The 19,677-nt window shown below is 69.9% G+C and carries 18 protein-coding genes; 3 read left to right on the forward strand and 15 right to left on the reverse strand.

The annotated features are described in order from the left end of the window. Position 1: 1 nt before the first annotated feature. The 4 genes from ACAG20_RS07180 to ACAG20_RS07195 are packed head-to-tail and all read right to left on the reverse strand — an operon-like array spanning position 2 to position 1,924. A complete protein-coding gene (locus tag ACAG20_RS07180) occupies positions 2-658 on the reverse strand; it encodes a L,D-transpeptidase (RefSeq protein WP_112688956.1) in 657 nt (218 codons plus the stop codon). Between the two features lie 57 nt (positions 659-715). Continuing rightward, complete coding sequence (locus ACAG20_RS07185) at positions 716-952, reverse strand: hypothetical protein (protein ID WP_112688954.1); 237 nt, start codon at positions 950-952, stop codon at positions 716-718. A gap of 4 nt (positions 953-956) precedes the next feature. After that, positions 957-1,589: a phosphatase PAP2 family protein gene (locus ACAG20_RS07190; protein WP_370492100.1), complete on the reverse strand. Its 633-nt coding sequence runs from the start codon at positions 1,587-1,589 to the stop codon at positions 957-959. Further along, entirely contained in the window at positions 1,586-1,924 is a 339-nt protein-coding gene (locus tag ACAG20_RS07195) for a hypothetical protein (protein WP_370492101.1), read from the reverse strand. Before ACAG20_RS07195 ends, ACAG20_RS07190 begins: the two co-directional genes overlap by 4 nt. 37 nt (positions 1,925-1,961) lie before the next feature. Here ACAG20_RS07195 and bluB point away from each other — a divergent pair, with 37 nt between their 5' ends. Genes bluB through ACAG20_RS07210 form a run of 3 tightly spaced genes read left to right on the forward strand, consistent with a single transcriptional unit; the run spans position 1,962 to position 4,716 of the window. Next, positions 1,962-2,612 (forward strand): 5,6-dimethylbenzimidazole synthase, encoded by a 651-nt coding sequence (bluB, locus tag ACAG20_RS07200; protein WP_112688952.1) that lies wholly within the window; start codon positions 1,962-1,964, stop codon positions 2,610-2,612. Beyond that, positions 2,609-3,505: an amidohydrolase family protein gene (locus ACAG20_RS07205; protein ID WP_370492102.1), complete on the forward strand. Its 897-nt coding sequence runs from the start codon at positions 2,609-2,611 to the stop codon at positions 3,503-3,505. The genes bluB and ACAG20_RS07205 overlap by 4 nt, the downstream gene beginning before the upstream one ends. Positions 3,506-3,522: 17 nt before the next feature. After that, the gene (locus ACAG20_RS07210; protein ID WP_370492103.1) at positions 3,523-4,716 is read left to right on the forward strand and encodes an alpha/beta hydrolase family protein; all 1,194 of its coding nucleotides are present in this window, start codon (positions 3,523-3,525) and stop codon (positions 4,714-4,716) included. An 82-nt stretch (positions 4,717-4,798) separates the two neighbouring features. Here the strand turns inward: ACAG20_RS07210 and eccE are convergent, their stop codons facing one another. The 11 genes from eccE to eccA are packed head-to-tail and all read right to left on the reverse strand — an operon-like array spanning position 4,799 to position 19,440. Further along, entirely contained in the window at positions 4,799-5,785 is a 987-nt protein-coding gene (gene eccE / locus ACAG20_RS07215; protein ID WP_370492104.1) for a type VII secretion protein EccE, read from the reverse strand. Next, positions 5,782-7,206, reverse strand: a complete 1,425-nt coding sequence (gene mycP / locus ACAG20_RS07220; protein WP_370492105.1) for a type VII secretion-associated serine protease mycosin — start codon at positions 7,204-7,206, stop codon at positions 5,782-5,784. Before mycP ends, eccE begins: the two co-directional genes overlap by 4 nt. Further along, positions 7,203-8,645, reverse strand: coding sequence for a type VII secretion integral membrane protein EccD (gene eccD / locus ACAG20_RS07225; RefSeq protein ID WP_370492106.1), 1,443 nt, complete (start codon positions 8,643-8,645; stop codon positions 7,203-7,205). The genes mycP and eccD overlap by 4 nt, the downstream gene beginning before the upstream one ends. Before the next feature lie 24 nt (positions 8,646-8,669). Further along, entirely contained in the window at positions 8,670-9,551 is an 882-nt protein-coding gene (locus tag ACAG20_RS07230; RefSeq protein ID WP_112689610.1) for an ESX secretion-associated protein EspG, read from the reverse strand. A 36-nt stretch (positions 9,552-9,587) separates the two neighbouring features. Continuing rightward, the gene (locus ACAG20_RS07235; RefSeq protein ID WP_041316779.1) at positions 9,588-9,875 is read right to left on the reverse strand and encodes a WXG100 family type VII secretion target; all 288 of its coding nucleotides are present in this window, start codon (positions 9,873-9,875) and stop codon (positions 9,588-9,590) included. 34 nt (positions 9,876-9,909) lie between these two features. Then, entirely contained in the window at positions 9,910-10,203 is a 294-nt protein-coding gene (locus tag ACAG20_RS07240; RefSeq protein WP_370492107.1) for a type VII secretion protein EsxS, read from the reverse strand. 20 nt (positions 10,204-10,223) lie between these two features. Continuing rightward, entirely contained in the window at positions 10,224-11,669 is a 1,446-nt protein-coding gene (locus tag ACAG20_RS07245) for a PPE family protein (protein ID WP_370492326.1), read from the reverse strand. A 2-nt stretch (positions 11,670-11,671) separates the two neighbouring features. Continuing rightward, positions 11,672-11,983, reverse strand: a complete 312-nt coding sequence (locus ACAG20_RS07250; protein ID WP_013827237.1) for a PE family protein — start codon at positions 11,981-11,983, stop codon at positions 11,672-11,674. A 28-nt stretch (positions 11,984-12,011) separates the two neighbouring features. Continuing rightward, positions 12,012-15,992 carry a type VII secretion protein EccCa gene (gene eccCa / locus ACAG20_RS07255; RefSeq protein WP_370492108.1) on the reverse strand — a complete coding sequence of 1,327 codons (3,981 nt, stop codon included), beginning with the start codon at positions 15,990-15,992 and terminating at the stop codon, positions 12,012-12,014. Next, the gene (gene eccB / locus ACAG20_RS07260; RefSeq protein WP_370492109.1) at positions 15,989-17,611 is read right to left on the reverse strand and encodes a type VII secretion protein EccB; all 1,623 of its coding nucleotides are present in this window, start codon (positions 17,609-17,611) and stop codon (positions 15,989-15,991) included. The genes eccCa and eccB overlap by 4 nt, the downstream gene beginning before the upstream one ends. Further along, positions 17,608-19,440, reverse strand: a complete 1,833-nt coding sequence (eccA, locus tag ACAG20_RS07265) for a type VII secretion AAA-ATPase EccA (RefSeq protein WP_193466091.1) — start codon at positions 19,438-19,440, stop codon at positions 17,608-17,610. The genes eccB and eccA overlap by 4 nt, the downstream gene beginning before the upstream one ends. Positions 19,441-19,677 lie beyond the last annotated feature (237 nt).

Consider the following 19,677-nt stretch of genomic DNA (forward strand, 5'->3'; position numbering starts at 1 on the left):
GCTATTGCGCGATGGCCATGACCGCCCCGGGGCGCAGCCACTGGATGATCTGCACCAGCTTGGCGTCGTCGATGGCCACGCAACCCGCAGTCGGGCCACCGTCGGTGGTGTGAAAGAAGAATGCTGCGCCGTCACCAGGGGTGCGGGCGGTGTTGACGCCCATCACCACCGCATGCTTGTACTGCGGAATCTGGAGGTTCTCACTCTCGCCGGTGTCGAACGGGCACTGTTGCTTCTTGCAGACCTGCATGGTGTTGAAAGTCGGGCTGTGGTCGTCACCGTCCCACCAGTGGTCCGGACCGACCTGGACATACTGCAGTCCGCCACCGGGATTCGGTGCGGTGCCGAACGCATACGGCAGCGTGAACACGCCCATCGGGGTGGCGGGGTAGCCGCTCTTGGCCCGCTGCGCCATCCCGGCCGACCCGACGTGGGCGGGTATGCCGGCCGCCACCGGTTGCCACCCCGTCGCGCTGCGCTGGTAGACGTCCATCTTGGCGTCGGAACCGCCGACCCCGACCACCGAGATCACCTGGGCCGCGTTCCCCACCGACCGCGCAAACCACGGCGCGACATCGGCCTGGGCGCCGGGCGCCGCCACCAGCGCCGTGCCGGCGGTGCACAGGGCAGCGCAGAATACGCTCAGCAGTCGGCGCATTGGCTCATCATCGGCGGGTGCCGCGGGAGGGTCAAACACCGGTCCCGGCGCGCCGGGTCACGGTTCGGCACGGCGCGGTAGGTCTTCGACCGGCGCCTCGTCCTTGAGCAGACCGCGCGAGGACAGATAGCCGCGGAAATACTCCCGATGCTCGGGACAGGTCAGCCACACCTTGCGACGTTCGGGGGTGTGCAGCTTCGGGTTGTTCCACAGCATGCCGAACGTCGCGGCGGCGCTGCAGCCTTTACGCGAGCACACCAGTGTCCCCACCGGGTCGGCGTCATAGCTGGTCATCTCCTCAAGCCTGCCATGGTTTGAGTAACAGCACCCAGGCCGTCAGATACGCCCAGCCCAGCGCCCAGCCGGCCAGCACGTCGGAGGGATGGTGCACGCCCAGCGCCACCCGGGCGATGCCGACTGCGGCCACCACCAGCGCACCGCCGCCGACAGCCGCCACCCGGGCGTTGCCCCGCAGCACCGGCAACAGCAGCACCAGCAGTGCACCCACCGCGACCATCACCCCCAGCGCGTGCCCGGACGGAAACGACGACGACGATGCCGTCGCCAACGCGGTCACCGGGCGGGGCCGGTCGACCGAGGCCTTGGCCACGGCGGTCCGCAGCCCGCTCAACTCCACCGTCAGCAACAGGAACAGTGCCGGCCGCAACCGGCGCCGCAGCAACGTGACCACCACCGCCACCATGGCCAGCACCCGGAACACCGCCGGTGCGAAGACGGTGGACAGCCCGTCCCAGAACCGCACCCACTCCGGGTGTTTGACCCCGATGTCGTAACTGGCATGGAGCGCCGCGGCATCGACGGTGGCCAGCCAGCCCCAGCCCTGCCGGTAACCCACCAGCATCAGGGCACAGACCGCCGCCGCGACAACGACCGAGACCCATGCGGAGGCGCGCGCCGCCGACGGCGTCACGATGTCGGATCGCGCCGCACGCCGACGCTGCGCAGGTCCGGCCAGGGCGGGCGGCGCAGCACCGCCAGCGATGCGATCACCGCCGACACCAGGCCGGTGAGCACTCCTAGCAAGGCGATCCGGTCGGCGTTGACGGCGGCTACCCACTTGGCTTTGTCACCGCGGATCACCATGACGCCCAGCGGCGTGGCGGTCACCGCCGAACCGTCGCCGCCGGCCTGAATGCGGGTGGCGGTGATGACCGTCGCGCCGTCGGGGGTCTGGTGCGGTTCGCCGTAGACCAGCGCACCGGTGGAGCCGGTGGACAGCTGATCCAGCAGTTCCGAACGTTTCATCGCGGGCATCCCTTCTTCTGACTCCTACCATGATCGCGTGGCTGATCCGTCCTTCACCGCGCAGGAGCGCCAAGCCGTCTACCGGGTGATCGCGGAGCGGCGCGACATGCGCCGCTTCCTCCCCGACCGCACCGTCGACCCGAACGTGCTGGCCCGGCTGCTGGCAGCGGCGCACGCCGCGCCCAGTGTGGGGCTCATGCAGCCGTGGCGGTTCGTCCGGATCACCGACGACACCCTGCGGCAACGTATCCACACACTGGTCGACGACGAACGTCACCGCACCGCTCGCGCGCTGGGGCGGCGCGAACAGGAGTTCCTGGCACTCAAGGTGGAAGGCATCCGCGACTGCGCCGAACTGCTGGTGGTGGCGCTGCGCGAGGGCAGACAGGCCCACATCTTCGGCCGCCGCACGCTGCCGCAGATGGACCTGGCATCGGTGTCGTGCGCCATCCAGAACCTGTGGCTGGCGGCCCGCGCCGAGGGCCTGGGCATGGGATGGGTCTCGCTGTTCGAACCGCTGCCGCTGGCGCAACTGCTGGGTATGCCCGCCGACGCCGAGCCGGTCGCGATCCTGTGCCTGGGCCCGGTTCCGGAGTTTCCGGATCGCCCGGCGCTGGAACTGGACGACTGGGCCTACCGGAAACCGTTGAGCGAGTTCGTCTCCGAGAACAGCTGGGAGCAACCATGACCGACAATGAAGCGGCCGCGGTCCAGCGGATCTGGTCCGGGCTCGGGCTGCCGGGAATCATCGACGTGCATACCCATTTCATGCCGAAACCGGTAATGGACAAGGTATGGAATTATTTCGACTCGGCAGGCCCGATGGTGGGACGCAGCTGGCCCATCACCTACCGCACCGACGAGGCCCACCGCGTCGAGACACTGCGGTCCTTCGGGGTGCGCCGATTCACCTCGCTGGTCTATCCGCACAAGCCGCAGATGGCGGCGTGGCTGAACCAGTGGTCGGCCGAATTCGCCCGCGAGACACCGGATTGTCTGTCCACGGCGACGTTCTACCCCGAGCCGGGGGCGGCCGACTACGTCGGTGCCGCCATCCACGCCGGCACCCGGCTGTTCAAGGCACACATCCAGGTCGGCGACTACGACCCCAACGATCCGCTACTCGACGACGTTTGGGGGACGATCTCCGATTCCGGCATCCCGGTCGTGATCCACTGCGGCTCCGGACCACAACCCGGGCGGTTCACCGGACCCGAACCGGTTCGGCGACTGCTGCGCCGTCACCCGCGGCTGCCGCTGATCGTCGCGCACATGGGTATGCCCGAATACGGTGAATTCCTGGACCTCTGCCTGGATTCGGCCGCTGTGCACCTGGACACCACCATGGCGTTCACCGCGTTCGTCGACGAACTGATGCCCTTTCCGGCCGGCGAGCAGGCGCGACTGCGTGACGCCGGTGAGCGGATCGTGTTCGGCAGCGACTTTCCGAACATCCCGTACCGGTACCGCGACGCACTGACCGCCGTCACCGCAGTTCCCGGCATCGACGACGGCTGGCTGCGGGGCGTGCTCCACGACAATGCCGCCCGATTGTTCGAGATCGCGCTACCATCCGCTTGACAGAAAGGCTGGCGACCGTGACCACTGACGCCACCCCGCTCACCGCGCCCATCCTGGTCCCCGATGTGCCGGGCGCTGACGCGGGCCCGCGGGGCCTGCCCGAGCGCGGCGAGTTGTCGTTGCGCGACAAGCTGATCGTCGACGCTTCGGCGTTCGCCGATATCGGCCTGCGCACCGCGGTCGCATCCATGGTTGCGGCATCGATGATTCCGTCGGTGCTGACCACCGCGATCGGGCGCGAACAGTCGCGGCGGGAACGGGAACGCCTGGCGTTCTACGCCGAATTGGCCGCCGAACGCGACCCGGCCCGCTCCTTTCCGGCGCCGACGGTACTGCCACGGATCTGCTCGCGGCGGGCCAACCCGCTCGCCGAGCGGGTGGCGCGCGGCACGGTGGAGAACGTGTCGTTCCACAGCGGCTTCGAAGCCGTCAACCCCGCCATGCGGGATTCTTGGAACAGCCTGGGCCCGAACAACATCGCGCGGTTTCAGCACTGGCGTCACGATGACGGGCCGCGGCCGACCCTGTGCGTCATCCACGGATTCATGGGATCGGCGTATCTGTTCAACGGCCTGTTCTTCTCACTGCCCTGGTTCTACCGATCCGGCTACGACGTCGTGTTGTTCACCCTGCCGTTCCACGGTCGGCGCGCCGAGAAGTACTCGCCCTTCAGCGGATACGGCATCTTCTCGCACGGCATGGCGGGTTTCGCCGAGGCGATAGCCCAAGCCGTCCACGACTTCCGCTCGGTGGTCGACTATCTGGAGTTCACCGGCGTCGACCGCATCGCGTTGACCGGCCTGTCATTGGGCGGTTACACCAGCGCACTGCTCGCCGCGGTCGAGCCCCGGCTGCAGGCGGTGATCCCGAATGTTCCAGTGGTCTCGGTCGATTCGGAGATCCGCGACTGGTTCCCGGCCAACAAGGTGGTGCGGGCCGGTCAACTGCTGGGCCGGGTCGACCACGGCGCATTCACCGACGCGACGGCGTACCATTCGCCGCTGAACTACCCGCCGCTGGTGGCCAAGGACCGCCGGCTGATCATCACCGGTCTGGGTGACCGGTTGGCACCGCCCGAGCAGTCGGAGATGCTCTGGCGGCACTGGGATCGATGTGCGCTGCACTGGTTCCCGGGGAACCACGTGCTGCACGTCAGCCAGCCGACCTACCTGCGCCGGATGACCGCATTCCTGCGCGAATACATGTTCTGATGTCGATGGCCTGATGGCGGCGACCCGCTGACCCGTTGGCGGCGACCCGCTGCGCCCGGCTCCGTCGCGTGTGCGATCGCCGCTAGCGCGCCGCCACGTCCGGCGCCGCGACGGGCCACCGCAGTCCGGCGAGCTCGGCGTCCGACAACACCGCACCGCCGTCGAGCCGGCTCCCGGACAGCGGATGCAGGCCCAGCAGCGCGCTGCGGTGCTTGCCCTGCTCGGAAACCAGGCCGGCCAGCGGGGCCGCGCCGCCGGGCGCCGAACCGGTACGCAGCGCGCACGCGGCCGCGACGGTCCGCCGGCCACCGTCGTCGGCGAATTCCAGTACCGTCCAGGTCTCCCCGGCGTTCGAGGCCCGGATCCGGCTCAGCGTGTCCCCCAGTGCCGCGTCGATGGCGACCTGGTAGGCGGCAACGTGATCACCTGAGCCGTCAACCACCGACCGCCACGTCTCCCGCGCGCCCGAGTCGATCAGCGGAGGGATCTCGTCGGCGGCGACAAGCGTGGAGTCCCAACCGATCTCACGGAGATGGTCGGCGAGCCGACGCACCGCGATGTCAGCGGTGCGCTGCAACGGGATCGCCGGCGAGCGGGCCTGCAGTGCAGCCAGATTCGGTGCGGCCGAGAAGGTCAGACCGATCCAGGTGTCGGTTTCATCGGCACCACCTTCCGGCCGGGTGCCACGGCTGGTGATGCGCACGGCGTCAGCCTGCAGACCGTACCGGTTCACGTAGCCGGCGATCACCGAGAGCGGCAACGTGTCCCCGGCGGCCGCGGCCGTGATCCGCAGCGCCGACGTCGCCCGCGCCCCCGAGACCGCTCGCCGGTCGGTGTGTGCGCCTCGGCTCGAACGCAACATGGCCAGCCGCCGGCGGACGATCGTGGTCAGGTGCAGGCCGTGCCACCAACTCAGCAGCAGGATCGCCACCGCGACCCCGACGGCGAGCACCCAGCGGTCCCGGGGGGTCGGCCAGGGGTAGGCCAGCAGTGCCGGCACGACGGCGAGCAGAACCAGTGCGATTCTGGCCGGACCGGGCCGGGGGATGGTGGAACGGTACGGGCTCACAGCTGGTTTTCCTTTCGTCGGCGGGCGGCCGCTGCGGCGCCGACGGCGACGACCAGCCCGCCCAGCAGCGCGGTTCCGGCGAAGGCGACGATGCGCGGCGCCGGGTCCTCCGGTTGCGGGGCCGGCGGGGGGGACAGTTTCTTCGACGGTGAGAAAGCCGGATCCGCGACCGGTGTCAGTTCCCACGTCAGGGCGGCCACCGCGTCGACGGTCCCGGCACCCACCAGAGCCGACGGCGCGCGGGCGCCGTTGTGGGCGGTGGCGACGATCCGGTGCGCCACCTGCATGGCGTTCAGGTCGGGGTAGCGGCTGCGGACCAGCGCGGCCACGCCTGCGACGTAGCCGGCGGCGTAGCCGGTTCCGGTGAGCGGCACCAGCCTGCCCTGGTTGCCGGGAAGACCGTTGGCCAGACCGCCGTCGTCGCGGTTGCTGACCGAGACGATGCCCTCCCCGGGCGCCGCGACGCCGACCCATGGTCCGGCCATGGTGAAGCTCGACGGCTGCTCGTTCGAGGACAGCGACGCCACCGACAGCACGTAGGGCTGCCACCACGACGGCACCGATAGCGAGGTGACACCCGTCCAATTACGCGGGTCGTGCGGCCGGCTGAGGTCGGTGAGCGGATTGGACTCGCACGCCTCACCGCCACCGCCGATCGACCCGGTCTGCCCGCTGTCGCCGGCAGCAGCCACGATCAGCGCGTCCTTCTCCACCGCGGCGTAGCGCAACGCCGCGCCCAGGGCGGTCTGGTCGACGTTGCGGTCGGCCGGCAGGCAGGTGGTGGTCGAGATGGTGATGACCCGGGCGCCGAGGTCGGCGGCGTGCACGATGGCCCGCGAGAGCGCGGTGATGTCGGTGACCAGCCGGGTCGTTCGGGGGTCGTCCCCAGCCGACCGCGGCGTGACCGAGGCCGAGGCGGTACGCAGCGACAGCAGTCGCGCCGCGGGGGCCACCCCGGTGAAACCATCCTGGCCCTCCGGCGCGGGCTGGCCGGCGATGATCCCGGCGACCAGGGTTCCGTGACCGTCGCAGTCGGTCAGGCCGTCGGTCGTGCCCAGGTAGTCGCCGCCCGGGTCCACCGCCGGCAGCCGCGGGCCCGGACGCACGCCGGTGTCGATGACGGCCACCGTCTGGCCCTCGCCGCGGGAGAACTGCCACGCCGCGGGCAGGTCGAGCATCCGCTGTCCGGCGGTCGCCGTGCCGACGTCGCTGCCGGGCAGCACACCCGAACTCACGCAGTCGCCGCGTTGGTCCATCGCCGCGACGGGGCCGGGTGCGCCGCTGGGGGGCGGCACCGTCGGGTCGATCGCCGGCGGCGTGATCGCCAGCGCCGGCGCGCTGGTCAGCAGCGCGGCCAGGGCCGTGATACCGGCCCCCCGGACCGCCCTTCGGCTCCAGCTGTGCGTGTCGGCAACGGTCATCGAGACAGGACCCAGGCGAAAATGCCGACCAGGTAGGCCATGACGGGAATCAAGGTGGCGTCGATGCCGGAGGCCAGGAAGCCGACCAACCGCCGCACCGGCAGCGAGTAGCTGTCCGGCGATGCGATCGTGGGGCTCAGCGCGACCACCACCCACACCGCCACCAGGGCGGCCAGCACCACCACCGCGCCGAAGGCGGCCGCGAACCGGCCGGTCGCGGCGTAGCAGGCCAGCAGCACGACCGCGGTCAGGTGCGGCTGGGCCAGCAGCCAGGCCTTGCACCACGCCGAGTCCCACACCCGGGCGCGCAGCACCGATGCCAGCGCGATGCCCGCGACCACGTACCACGCCCAGCCCGAAAGCCCTTCGGGTGCAAAGGCGATCGCCACCGAGCCCAGCACGGCGAGCAACACGGCGCCGGCGACGAAGCCGGTCTGGTGGGCGTCGGTGACCCGAACGCGGCGAGGCAGGTCCTCGAGCACGCGCTGCGGCAGCGCCGACGGGGTCGGGTCGCCCGGCGCCGGGATCACCGGCAGCGGCAGCCGCGCCCACAGCGCCGAGAGTTGCGGAGCGGCCACGGTCAGCAGCAGCGAAGCGGTGATGAGCCCGCAACCGAGGCTGAGGAACGGCAGCTCCCAGAAGGTTTTGACGGCGGCCGCCGCCAGCACGCCGACCCCGGCGACCACGGCCGCGGTGAAGAAGGCGATCCCGCGCTCACCGCCGCCGCCGGGCGGCAGGATCAGGCAGATCAGCGACCACGCGCTGACCGCCGCGGCGCCCAGCACCACGTGCGCCGGGCCGAACAGTCCGGGTACCGCCAGGGTTCCCGCTGCGGCGACCGGCACCAGCGCCGCGATCGACAGTGTCAGCGCCGCCTCGGCCGACCGGGTCCGGCACAGCAGCGCCGCCAGCACGGTCACCAGCGCAATGGCCGCGGCGGCCAGCAACCCCGCCGGATCGCCGGTGAGCGCCCGATGCGCGGTGGCCAGGCCGGTGGCCGCGAAGATCAGCGCCGCCCCGGCGGCCAGTGCGCCACGGCGGATGTGGTTGCCACCCCAAGGCTTACGGCGCGACGCCGAGAAGATGACCGCGGCATCGGCGATGTCCTCGACGATGCCGGGCGCCGCCGGGCCGACCGGCACCGGCCGAAGCGCCAACAGGTCGCCGTCCACCACCCCGACGGTGTCCAGGCTGGCGTCCAGGCTGAACGGTGCGCCGCCGACCGGCGCAAGGCTCAGCCTGGTCGTCACACCGGTGCCCGAATCGGCTGAATCAGCCGGGTCACCGGAGTCCGGGGCCACCAGGCGTTGCACCGCCGGCAGGATTTCGCGCAGCGGCAACTCCGCGGGGACGGCGATCTCGGTCAGCCGCCTGTCAGCCAGGACCGCGATGCGGACGATCGGCATGGCGGCACTGGTCAGCACCGGAGCTTCGGTCATTGGTGTTCTCTATTCTTTTCTCTGCTAGGACAGCTGGGTGGTGAAATCTCGGGACAGTCGCTGACCGGGGAACCACTGACCCTCGGGCAGCGTGGCGGTCAGCTCTTCGATCGCGACGGCGGTCGCGAAGTCGGTTCCGGGCCGGAAGGTTGACACCCATTCGCCGTCGAAGGCCTGCGACGGGGTGACCAGGATGCGGCCCTGCTCGGTGTCGACCAGGCTCATCCCGACCTCGGTGGTGGTGTGCCGGCCGTTCTGGGCGCAGCCCGCGACAACCTCGACGTAGCTACGTGGGCCGGCAAACACCGACTCCACAACCGGTCGCGCTGATGCTGGAATACCCAGGTAATCAAGAACTTCGGCGAGCGGGGCGCCGGCGCGCAGCCGCTCGTCGGCGCGTACCCCGACCCGGGCGGGCAGGGTGAACTCGTCGAATCGGGCCGGCGGGCGCTGCCGTAGACCGGCGCCGAGCACCGGGACCAGCAGCCGCGAGTCGGCGATGTCCATCGCGGTGAAGGTGACCAGCTGGGCGTTGCGCAGCGCCACCACCGTCCGAGTGGGCTTGGCGCTGCCGGGATCGCGGCGCGCCACGATGCCGCGCAACATCTCGTCTGCCCCGCCGGACGGGGAACCCACGTAACGCAGATCCAGCCAACGATCCGGGAAGCACACCACCCGAATCCATTCGGCCACATACGCGTTGATCGTGCCGTCCGGCGAGACAACTCCCATCCGGGTCAGTTCCTCGCGCTGGCGTGCCATGAACGCACCGCGTTCCCCGGCGTCGGTGTAGGGCATGGTGATCGCCAATACCCACGGGAAAGACCCGGCGCCAATGGTTTCCGCGATGTACCAAGCTTGCTCGACCGTCAGTTCGGCAGCGTTGGGTTCAGTGCCCCAGTTCACGCCTCCGGCCTTCCTTCGTCGAGCAGAACATGGCGGCTAGCCCCACTTGGCGGCTTCGGCGGTGTCGCGGGCGTTCATCATCAACGTGTTGGTCTCATGCGTCATCGCCATCGCGTGATACGCCCGCACCAACTCCTCCATCGCCTGATTCCACTGCACCTGCCAGGCCTGATACGTCATCCCCGTATCGCCCTGCCACGCCGCCTGCAACGCCGCCTGCTCACTGGCGATATCAGCACCCACCGCCTGCAACGTGCCCGCATACCCATTCATCTCCCCGGCATGGGCCAACATCGCCGGGTAGTTGTACATAATCTGCGACATCAGACTGTGTTCCTTTCTCTGGCCCCGATATCCCTTAAACCCCGGTGTAACCCGACGCGGCCGCCGCATCAGCAGCCACATAAGTACTGCCCGCATCAGCCAGATTCAGCTGCGCCATATCCAGCAACGCATTCACCCGCGCCGCCATCGCCACAAACCGCGCATGCGACCCCTGAAACGCCGCCGCCGCCTCACCGACATGAAACGCCTGCGCCGACAACGCCGCCTGCTCAGCCTGCGCCATCGTCGACCGCATCAACGCCGCCTTCGCCCCAAACGCCGACTCCGAGGCCACCAACTGCGGAATATGGGCATCCAACATACTCATCGCCGCACTCCTTTCTCCAACTATTTCTTCGGTTCTGTTTCCGGCTCCGGACCGGAAAGTTCGTTCTCACTCCAGGTTTCGGGAAGCATCGGCACGCCCGGTCCGCCACCGAATCCGTCGCCTGCCAAAGTGGTCAACCCCGACGCGGCCGTGGTGCCGCGCCTGCCCACGGTTCCGGTGAAACCGAGCGCCCCGGCACCGCGATCCGAGCCCGCGGCCGAAGCCGGCTCATCGACCGGAGCGGCCGGGCCCGAATCCATGTCCATGTACTCATCGGCGTGGTCGTGCAGCACGGCGCGACGGCGCCGCCGCGCGCGAGACCGCTCCCGAGCCGAGGCGCCCACCGCCGCCGCAGCCGCGGGCACCCGCGAAGCCGGTGCTTGCGCCTTGTTGCGCTCGGTGAGGGTCGGCCCCAGCCCGGTACCGGGGTCGCCACCGGCGACCAGGTAGCCGAACCCGATGGCCCCGCCCGCCGCCGGCGCCGGTGCCGCCGCCGACGTGGCCGGTGCAGCGGGAACGCTCGCTGCACCGGGGGTGGCGACACTCGGGCTGAAACCGGCCACCACCGGAGTCGCCCGGTCGCCCGGCGAGGTCACCGCGACCGGCACCGGCTTCAGGTCGCCGTCGGGAGCCAATTCCCCGCCCAGCATGTCGGCGAGGTGGCCCAGCCCCACTCCGAGCAGGATCGGCACCAGCGCCGCACTGGCGAACAACAGCGACCAGAAGGTCCAGCCGAACGGGATGAAGAAAGCCTCATAGGCGATGAAGAAGAGCAACGGAAACCAGGTGACAAGGGCGCCGGGGCTGCTGAGGATCTCGCGGATCACCCCGATCGGGTCGGTGAAGAACTGGACCAGTTGATCCCACAGCCGGGTGAAGAAATCCCCGATGTCCGACGACGTATCAGCGGCCGGCTGCGCGGCATCGGCTTTGAGCACCGGCGGCGCCTGTACGGTGCGCGGCGCCGACGCCAGGGCCGCACCGGACACCGCGTGGTAGGTGCTCATGGTGGTGGCCGCCTGGACCCACATCCGGGCGTAGTCGGCTTCGTTGAGCGCAATCGGGATGGTGTTGATGCCGAAGAAGTTGGTGGCGACCAACACCCCGTGGGTCATGTGGTTGGCGGCCAGCTCGGCCAGCGTCGGCATCGACGCCAGCGCGCTGGTGTAGGCGGTGGCGGCCACCTCGTGCTGGGCCGCCACCCCCGCGCTGTCGGCGCTGGCCTGGCCCAGCCACGCCAGATACGGCGCATGCGCCGCCAGATACCGCTCGGCGCTGGGCCCCTGCCACGCACCGCTTTGTACCGCGCCGAGCAGCGCGGTGAGTTCGTCGGCGACCGCCGCGTACTCGGCGCTCAGCGCATTCCACACCCCGGCAGCCGACAACAGCGGACCCGGGCCGGGGCCGCTGCTCAGCATTGCCGAATGCACCTCCGGGGGGGAGGCCATCCAGACCGGGGCGGACATCATCAGCCGCGCGACCCCATGAAGTACCGCGACGCACCTGCCGCGTCGCCGGCGGCGTAGTTGACGCCGGACTCACCGACGCCCACACCCGCGCGACCGAGCTCGGTGGCGCCCTGGGCGGCGACCGCGGCGTGCTCGGTACCTTGGGCGCTGAAACCCGCCGCGGTCTGCAGTGAGACCGGGTCGGCCGCCGGCGGCACCACCGCGGTGATCAGCGGGGCGGCAGCGGCCTGTGCGGCCGCCAGCCGGGCGGTCAGCGCCTCGACCGCTGCGCTGGCGGCGGCAAGACCTTCGGGAACCACGTTGAGAGTCATGGCTGTTTCTCCTTCCCTTCGATGCGTGTCAGCGCGTCAGGCTCTCGCTGAACAATGGATTGACCAGCTGTAGGTAGGTGGGTTCATCGCTGTCGCCGAGCAGCATCGCCCGGCCCGCCGGCAACCGGCCGAACCGCTGGCCGCGGATCTTGCCGGAATCGGCCGGGTTGCCCGACAACATCAGCGTGGTGGCCTGCAAGTCGTTGAGGCGCCGCAACAGCGGGTTGGTCATCAGCGCATGCGCCGACCCGGTGGCCCGGCCGGTCACGATCACGCGCAGCCCCAGGTCCTGCGCCTGCGACAGCAGCCCGATCAGGTTGGTCCACGGCCGTTGACCCGCGTACGGGCCGGTCAGCGCCGGGGAATCCGGGATGGCGTCGACGTCGTCGATGATCAGGTAGTGGGTGTGTCCCTCGTAGGTCCATCCGGCGAGGTCCGCGGCCGACAGCCCGGCCGGCGGCCGGCGCGAGCCGATCAGCGCCGACAGGCCCAGCATCGCCGGGATCACCCGGTCGACGTTGGCGGTGTACTCGTTGTCGGCGAACAACGGTTCGTCGACCAGGTGCAGCCGGCGGTCCAACACCGTGAACGCGACCTGCTCGGCGGTGCTGTTCTCCCGCACGGTGCGGATGATGTGGCGCAGCAGGGTGGTCTTGCCGGACTTGTTGTCCCCGAGCACCATCACCAGCGGGTTGGCGGTGAAGTCGAGTTCCACCGGAGCCAGGTCCTCTTCGCGCTGACCGATCACGATCCGCTCCGGGCCGGGCCACAGCGTCCCGACCTCTTCCGGGGCCAGGTTCGTCGGCAGCAGGCGCACCGGCGGCGCCGCCAGACCGGGGTGGCGGGCGTTGATCTCGGCGATCTGGCCCAGGTCCGGTTCGGCGATCAGGAAGTGCTCGGCGGCCATCGTCAGGCCGCGGCCGGGCTGGTTGGCGGGCACCGCCTCGGCGGGCCGGGTCAATGCCCCCGCCACCCGGACGTTGCTGTCCCGCGGGTCATGCAGCTTCAGTTCCAGGCGCAAACCCAGTCCGTCGCGCATCGCCAACGGCACCTCAAGCCAGCTCGGGGTGGTGACGACCACGTGGATGCCATAGGCCAGGCCGACGTTGACCAGCTCGGTCACCTTGGCCAGCAACGGGTTCCGAGTGTTGAACTGGTCGGTGTTGTCCCGGCTGAAGGCGTACAGGTTGTCGATGACCAGGAAGACCTCGCCGTACCCGTCGTTGAGCGAACCGATGCTGCCGTCGCGGAACGCCTCCCGCTGCTGGCGGGCGGTGAGCAGTTGCTCCAGTTCACCGAAGGTGCGCCGGATCCGCTCGGGCTCCAGCCCGGAGGCGACACTGCCCACATGCGCCAGGTCCTCGAGCCCGCGCAGTTTGCCGCCGCCGTAGTCCAGGCAGTAGAAGGTCACCTCGCGCGGCGAGTGCAGGCTGGCCGCCGACATGATGAAGGTCTGCAGCGCAGTCGTTTTCCCGGACTTGGGCCCGCCGTGGATGAGCATGTTGCCGCTGGCCGAGCGGGCGTCGAACACCAGCGGATCGCGACGCATGTCGAACGGCTTGTCGATCTCGCCCAGCGGCCAGCGCAGCTGCCGCTCGCCGATGCCGGCTCGGCCCAGCGCCGAGACCAGCGGGATCGACTCGTCCAGCGGGGGCAGCCACAGCTGCGGCGCCTGCGGGCCGTAGTGCGCCAACTGGTCGCCGATCGTCGCGATCAACTTGCGCGGCGGGGCGTGCGTCTCATCTTCGGCCTCGGCCACCACGGTGGTCTCCTCGCCGGAGGCCACCGGTCCTGCGGTGAACAGCTTGGGCTCTGGAATCGCATGCATCACAACGGTTCTGGATTGCCGCGGCGGATCGTAAATGCCGTCGACGTAGGTGCTGCGGAACTTGATGGGCGCTGCACCCGGGGCTGGCACCAAGAAGCCCTCGCCCTTGTGCTCCTTGCCGGATTCGATGTGGTAGGCGTCTTCCACCCCGATGATCTGGCGAGAGACGCTGGGGCTGGCCACCTTCAGGCCGATCCGGTAGGAGGTGTTCTTGTCGATGTCTTTGATCTTGCCGACGTCCAGGGTCTGCGAGGCGAACAGGATGTGAATCCGGAACGAACGCCCCTTGCGCGCGACGTAGTCGAACAGCTCGGCGTACTCCGGGTGGTCGGCGAGCATCAGGGTGAACTCGTCGGCGACGATGAACAGCGTCGGGATCGGAGCCAGATCGTGGCCCGCGGCGATCGCGGATTCGTACTCGGTCACCGAGTTGAACGCACTGCCCTGCACCCGACGGCCGGCCTCCCGCAGCAGCAACTCGCGGCGGGCCACCTCACCGCGCAGCGTGTCGGCGAACCGATCGGCCAGCGAGCGCTTCTCGGCCATGTTGGAGATGACCGCGACGACTTGCGGGAAGTGCCGGAAGATGTCGGCGCCGGCCTCACCCTTGAAGTCGGCGTAGATCACGATCAGCCGATCCGCCGAGTGCGTCGTCAGCAGCGACAGCAGGATCGACATCAGGGTCTGGGATTTGCCGGACCCGGTCATGCCGATCATCAGGCCGTGCGGCCCCATGCCACCCTCGGCCTCGTCCTTGAGGTCGAAGATCAGCGGCTCGCCGGTCGCGGTGACGCCGATCGGGACCCGCAGTTCCTCGTCGCGGTTCCGCGGCGCCCACAGCGCGGGCACGTCCAGTCGCGAGGCGTCGGGGATGCCCAGCAGCGTGGTGAAGGTGGCGCCGCGGGTACTGGCCGATCGCAGCCCGGCGTGGGTCGGGTTGGAGTCCCAGCGCGACAGCCGCCGCGCCAGATGGGCGGCCTCATCGGTGGATAACGCATCGCCGTGATCCACGTAGCGCTGCCAGCCGCCGGTCTGCCAGCGGTCGATGGCCCGGGCTCGGCTTGCCCCGTCGACGTCCCCGGCGATGCGCAGGATCGGCCGCTCGGGGTCGGAGTACTGCTCACGGTTCGGCGCGACGCTGCTGCGCTGCACGATGGTGACCCCGGCACGCGCGGCACCCAGCGACGATGCCGGGACGTCGAAATCGGGGTCGTCGATGATCACCAGCAGGTGCCGCGCCGTCTCGGCCGGCCCCCCGGTGAACGCCGGGCGGTCGGCCAGTGCCGGAGCCAGCAGCGCCGCCAACTCCTCGGGGCTCGACGCCAGGTAGCGCGCCGGGCCGACGCCGTCCACGGCGCCGGGGATGTCGACGTGTGGCAGCCACTTCAGCCATGACCAGTCCGCGGTCTCCAGAGCGGGCGAAGCCAGCGCCACCCCGAGCATGGTCGGGTCGTGCCAGGTGACGGCCTGGGCGACCCAGGCCCGCAGCGCGGCGCGCACGTCATCGGCGGCCGTGTCACCCTCACCGAGCACGGTGATCCGGGAGACTTTCGTCAGATCCAGGCCGACGGGCACGTCGCGCACCGTGCGCTGGGTGTCGAGCAGGCTGCGTAAAGCGCTGTGCGACACCGGCTCCAGGTCGATCTCGTCGGCGGTGTCGGTGACTCGCACCGGGCTGGCCAGCGGCACCGAATGACGGCCGGTGCGCACCACCAGGAAGTCCTCGTCGTGCGGGTCGCGCTCCCATTGCCGGCGTGAGCCGGGGACGGTGGCCAGATCCGACGGGTCGGGGTGTGACCATTCCGCGGCGGCCCGTTGCTTGGCGGCCGAGCCCCGGATGTTGTCCCGGACCACCGACAGGTAGCGCAGGTAGTCGGCGCGCTCGGCGTCGACCTCGACGGTGCGGGTCTTCTTGTCGCCACCGCGGTAGATGCCTGCCGCCGCTACCAGTAGGGCGAACGGGAAGAACAGCATCACCGGGGAGATGAGCCGCATACCGGTGGCGACCATCGCGATTACCATGCCCACGATCAGGATCACGATCACCACCGGCAGCGCCCGCTGCAGGAACGACGCCGGGACCATCCGCGGCAATTCGGGTGGCGGCTCGATGGTGATGGTGCCCTTGTCGGTGGGCGGCGCCGGCAGCCGGCGGTGGGCCTCGAAGATCAGTCGGCTCATCGGGTCTCTCCCCCGTTGGTTGCACCCAACTCGGTGGTGGCGCGGCGAACGGGTCGTTGATCCGGTGCCAGCCCGTCGTGGGCCAGCAGGGCGTCGGCGCGCGACAGCGTGGGACCGAGGGCGAATTGCGACAGCACCGACCACGGGATGGGCACCGCCGGCTGGCTCAGCCCCAGCGCAGCCACGGTGTCACCGTCGCTACCGGCGGTTCCGCTCTCGGTGTTGACGCCGTAGCGCACGCCGGTGTCGGAGATCCAGAACAGCGGTCCCGCCGAGTGGTCGGCGGTCGGATCGGCGCTGACGCTTTGGACGAAGTAGCCGGTGCCCGGTGCCAGGGCGACCCGCGCGGCGGTCCCGCCGACTCCGGCGCCGACCAGATCCAGGGTCCGGACACCGTCGCGCAGCGGCAGCGACGAGCCGGCCAGCAGCGTCAGCGAGCTGGTGCTGGCCCCGGCGGGCCGGCTCCAATGCGCGCAGGTGAGCGGGTCGGCCACCGAATCGATGACGCTGACCGGATGCTCCGGGAAGCGGGAGACATCCAGTGCGTGCGACACCGGTAGCCGGGCGACGTCGTCGGCGCCGAGCAGCGGCGGCCGGTCCAGCCCGTGGGAGTCGGTGTTGCGCAGCACCGCGGCGAGCACGCCGGAGATCGGTTGCAGGCCGTCCGGCAGCACCGCGTAGTAGCGCAGGGTGCCCTGCTCGTTGCCCTCCAGGGCGTGCGCGGCCATGACCGCGCCCACCGGCGCGTCCGCCGGCAGGTCGAACGACGGCTTGTCGCCGGCGCCGGGGATCACCGGCGCAGTCAGCGGGGGCGCCTCCGGGATCACGTTGAACAGGCCCGTCGAGATCGAGCGGGGTGTGGGAACGGCGGCGCCCTTCTCGCCGAGTCCAAGCGCGCCGGTGATGGCGCGGTCGGCCAGGTCGATCCGGCTGCGTTTGCCCTCCCAGAGCAGCCATGCTCCGAAACCGTTGTCGGCCAGCACCGCCTGGTGCGCGTCGAGGGCACCGGCCCGGGAGCCGCCGTCGCCCAGCGGCCCGCCGATCACCGTGACCCCGGCTTCCGAGCCGGCCACCGAGTCGCACACCGTCCAGTCCGCGTCACGGCTGGTGTTCTGCACCATCCGTTCCGGAGCTCCCGGGATGCCGATCAGGTTGCCGCGCGGGATCTTGTCCAGCCCGGCGCTTTTCACCGCGGTGGGATTGACCGGGCGGCCGGCGATCAACCGCGCCGAGGTCAGGTTCAGCACCGGGTGCAACTGCTCGCCGACCCGGACATACAGCGCCGACGTCGACTTGTCCGCCAGTACCGGGTCGTTGGCAGCGGCACTGTTGGGCCAGATCAGGGTGAACACGAAGCAGCCACCGGCGACGGTGGCCAGCACCAGCAGACCCATGAGCACAGCGCGCGCCTGTGAGCGCAGCGGCTCCACCAGCATCCGGGTGTCGTGCAGGGCCACGCCCGAGGCGATCCGGCGCATCACGAAGCGCCAACCGCTGACCTGATGCTTGGTGACGAACCCTCGCCGGTATTCGACGCGGTCGGGGTTCTCGTTGACCGGGGTGCGCGATGCGAAAGAGCGCCGCTCCTCCTCGGGCCGGTCGGATTGCGTGGCACTCACGCGTTCGCCTCCAGTCCCAGGCCACGCAGCAACGGCGTCACCGAGTAACGGACGTCTTCGGTCGTGATGGTCATGAGCTCCTCATCGGTGAACACCCCGGTACCGGACTGCTCGGAGTGGTCGAGCCGGAACTCGCGCTCCTCTTCCGAGCGTTCGACCAGGTTTCGCACGAACCGGCCGTTGCCGGCGATGTCCAGGCTGCGCCGGGCGATGCCGTTGGCGTCGGGGTGCGACGCCTCGGCTAACTGGTGGAACAACGCCTGCATCTCCTCGAGCGCCGCCGGCTCGAAACGGCTGTCGCGCTGTTCGGCCATCTTGTAAGCGATCTCGACCAGCTCCGGCGGCTGGTAGGACGGGAAGTCGATGCTGCGGGTGAACCGTGACCGCAGACCTTCGTTGGTGTCCAGGAACCGGTCCAGGTCGGCGCGGTAGCCGGCGACGATCACCACCAGCCGGTCACGGTCGTTCTCCATCCGCGCCAGCAGTGTGTCGATGGCGACCAGTCCGAAGTCGTTCTTGGCGCCGGTGGCCACCAGGGCGTAGGCCTCGTCGAGGAACAGCACGCCGTCCAGCGCACTGTCGATGATCGCGTTGGTCTTGGCCTCGGTCTCACCGATGTGCTGACCGATCAGGTCGGCACGGTGCACCTCTTTGATGTTCTCTTTCTTCAGCAGCCCCAGGCCGCAGTAGATCTTGGCGACCACGCGGGCGATGGTGGTCTTACCGGTTCCAGGCGGCCCGGCGAACACCAGGTGGTGGGTGCGCTGGCCGACGGCCAGTCCGTGCTGCTTGCGCACCACCTCCATGGCGACCGAACTCTTGAGCCGCTGCACCTGGTTCTTGACCTCGGACAGGCCGATGAACTCGCCGAGTTCACGTTCGGCCTCGGCCAGCAGCTCGGCCTTGCGCTCGTGGGCGGCGGGGTCGATGAAGTCCTCGGCGCTCGGCTCGGTCGCGGGGTCCCAGGGGTCAGTCCGCGCCTCGATCCGCGCCGCGGTGGTCGTGACGATCCCGAAACTGGTGTCCAGCAGGGCCTCTTCGACCTGCTCGTTCTCCGGGTTGGCGGCGTAGAGATCCTGCAGCACCTCCTCGGCCGTCTCGTCCTCGCCCTGCGCCCGCAGGATCAGCCCCTTGGCCAGTGCCCCGTCGGTGGCCGCGACGGCGATCGGGCCATCGGGCTCCTCCAGGTAGGACAGTGCCGGGGCGTACATGCCCAGCCGGGCCAGCGCGACGCCCAGCGCGATCTTGGCGGCGTGGCTGAACAGCTCGTCGCGGTCGGGGTCGTTGACGATCGGGGTCAGCAGCTTGACCATGTCCGACCACCGTCCCGCGTGGTGGTTCACCGAGATCGCCAGCCAGCGCGCGTCGTTCCAGCTCGGGCGCCGCGCGGTGATCTCGGCGACGATCTCGTTCGCCTCCGCGCAGCGGCCCGCCATCGCCAGTTGGGCGGCGTGGGCCAGGTGGAAGTCATCGGCCTCGGTGGCACGCAGCTTCAGGTAGAGCCCGGTGTCGTAGTGGAACCCGAGCGCGCCCTGCGGCAGGTCCAGTCGGCGCTGCAGCGCCCCGGCGCTCGCGGCCGTCTGCGAGACGGCGGCCAGCACCCGCGGTGACTGGTCGCCGGCAGCGGCCAGGCCGGTCCAGGCATCGCACTGCTCGTACGCGACACGGGTCAGCGCGGCGAAACCGGTGCGGGCGGCAACCAGATCGGCGGGCCGTTGCCGCTGGTACACGGGGATGCCCAGGGCCCGACAGCAAGTGGCGAACCGGCTGAGCGTCTCCTCGTCGATCCGAGGTTGCGGTGCCAACAGAGCCGCGTCACCGTTGTTCATGCGTGGCTCGCCCCTTCACCAATATTCCCCAAGCTAACCCGGCTGAAGTTAGCATTGCATAAGCTAACTGTCGAGGCCGGTTCGAGCGATCGCCGGGTGGTCTGCATCACCGCATTCCCCGCTCCTTCGGCAGGTAGACCCGCCGCGGGAGCACCGACATCGTTCCCACTCATACCCCGGCTCCTTATTGAAAATGATTTTCGTTTGCTGGAACGTTACCCCATTCGGGGCATGCTG

It is taken from the genome of Mycobacterium sp. pW045, from assembly GCF_041287085.1.
In the GTDB taxonomy this organism is placed as follows: domain Bacteria; phylum Actinomycetota; class Actinomycetes; order Mycobacteriales; family Mycobacteriaceae; genus Mycobacterium; species Mycobacterium algericum_A.

Coding starts and splice junctions, on each gene's coding strand:
- ACAG20_RS07235 (WP_041316779.1), bottom strand. CDS start 9,875: ATGTCGCAGATTATGTACAACTACCCGGCGATGTTGGCCCATGCCGGG.
- ACAG20_RS07185 (WP_112688954.1), bottom strand. CDS start 952: ATGACCAGCTATGACGCCGACCCGGTGGGGACACTGGTGTGCTCGCGT.
- eccA (WP_193466091.1), bottom strand. CDS start 19,440: ATGAACAACGGTGACGCGGCTCTGTTGGCACCGCAACCTCGGATCGAC.
- ACAG20_RS07180 (WP_112688956.1), bottom strand. CDS start 658: ATGCGCCGACTGCTGAGCGTATTCTGCGCTGCCCTGTGCACCGCCGGC.
- ACAG20_RS07195 (WP_370492101.1), bottom strand. CDS start 1,924: ATGAAACGTTCGGAACTGCTGGATCAGCTGTCCACCGGCTCCACCGGT.
- ACAG20_RS07245 (WP_370492326.1), bottom strand. CDS start 11,669: ATGTCCGCCCCGGTCTGGATGGCCTCCCCCCCGGAGGTGCATTCGGCA.
- eccCa (WP_370492108.1), bottom strand. CDS start 15,992: ATGAGCCGACTGATCTTCGAGGCCCACCGCCGGCTGCCGGCGCCGCCC.
- ACAG20_RS07205 (WP_370492102.1), top strand. CDS start 2,609: ATGACCGACAATGAAGCGGCCGCGGTCCAGCGGATCTGGTCCGGGCTC.
- ACAG20_RS07250 (WP_013827237.1), bottom strand. CDS start 11,983: ATGACTCTCAACGTGGTTCCCGAAGGTCTTGCCGCCGCCAGCGCAGCG.
- mycP (WP_370492105.1), bottom strand. CDS start 7,206: ATGACCGTTGCCGACACGCACAGCTGGAGCCGAAGGGCGGTCCGGGGG.
- eccD (WP_370492106.1), bottom strand. CDS start 8,645: ATGACCGAAGCTCCGGTGCTGACCAGTGCCGCCATGCCGATCGTCCGC.
- ACAG20_RS07240 (WP_370492107.1), bottom strand. CDS start 10,203: ATGAGTATGTTGGATGCCCATATTCCGCAGTTGGTGGCCTCGGAGTCG.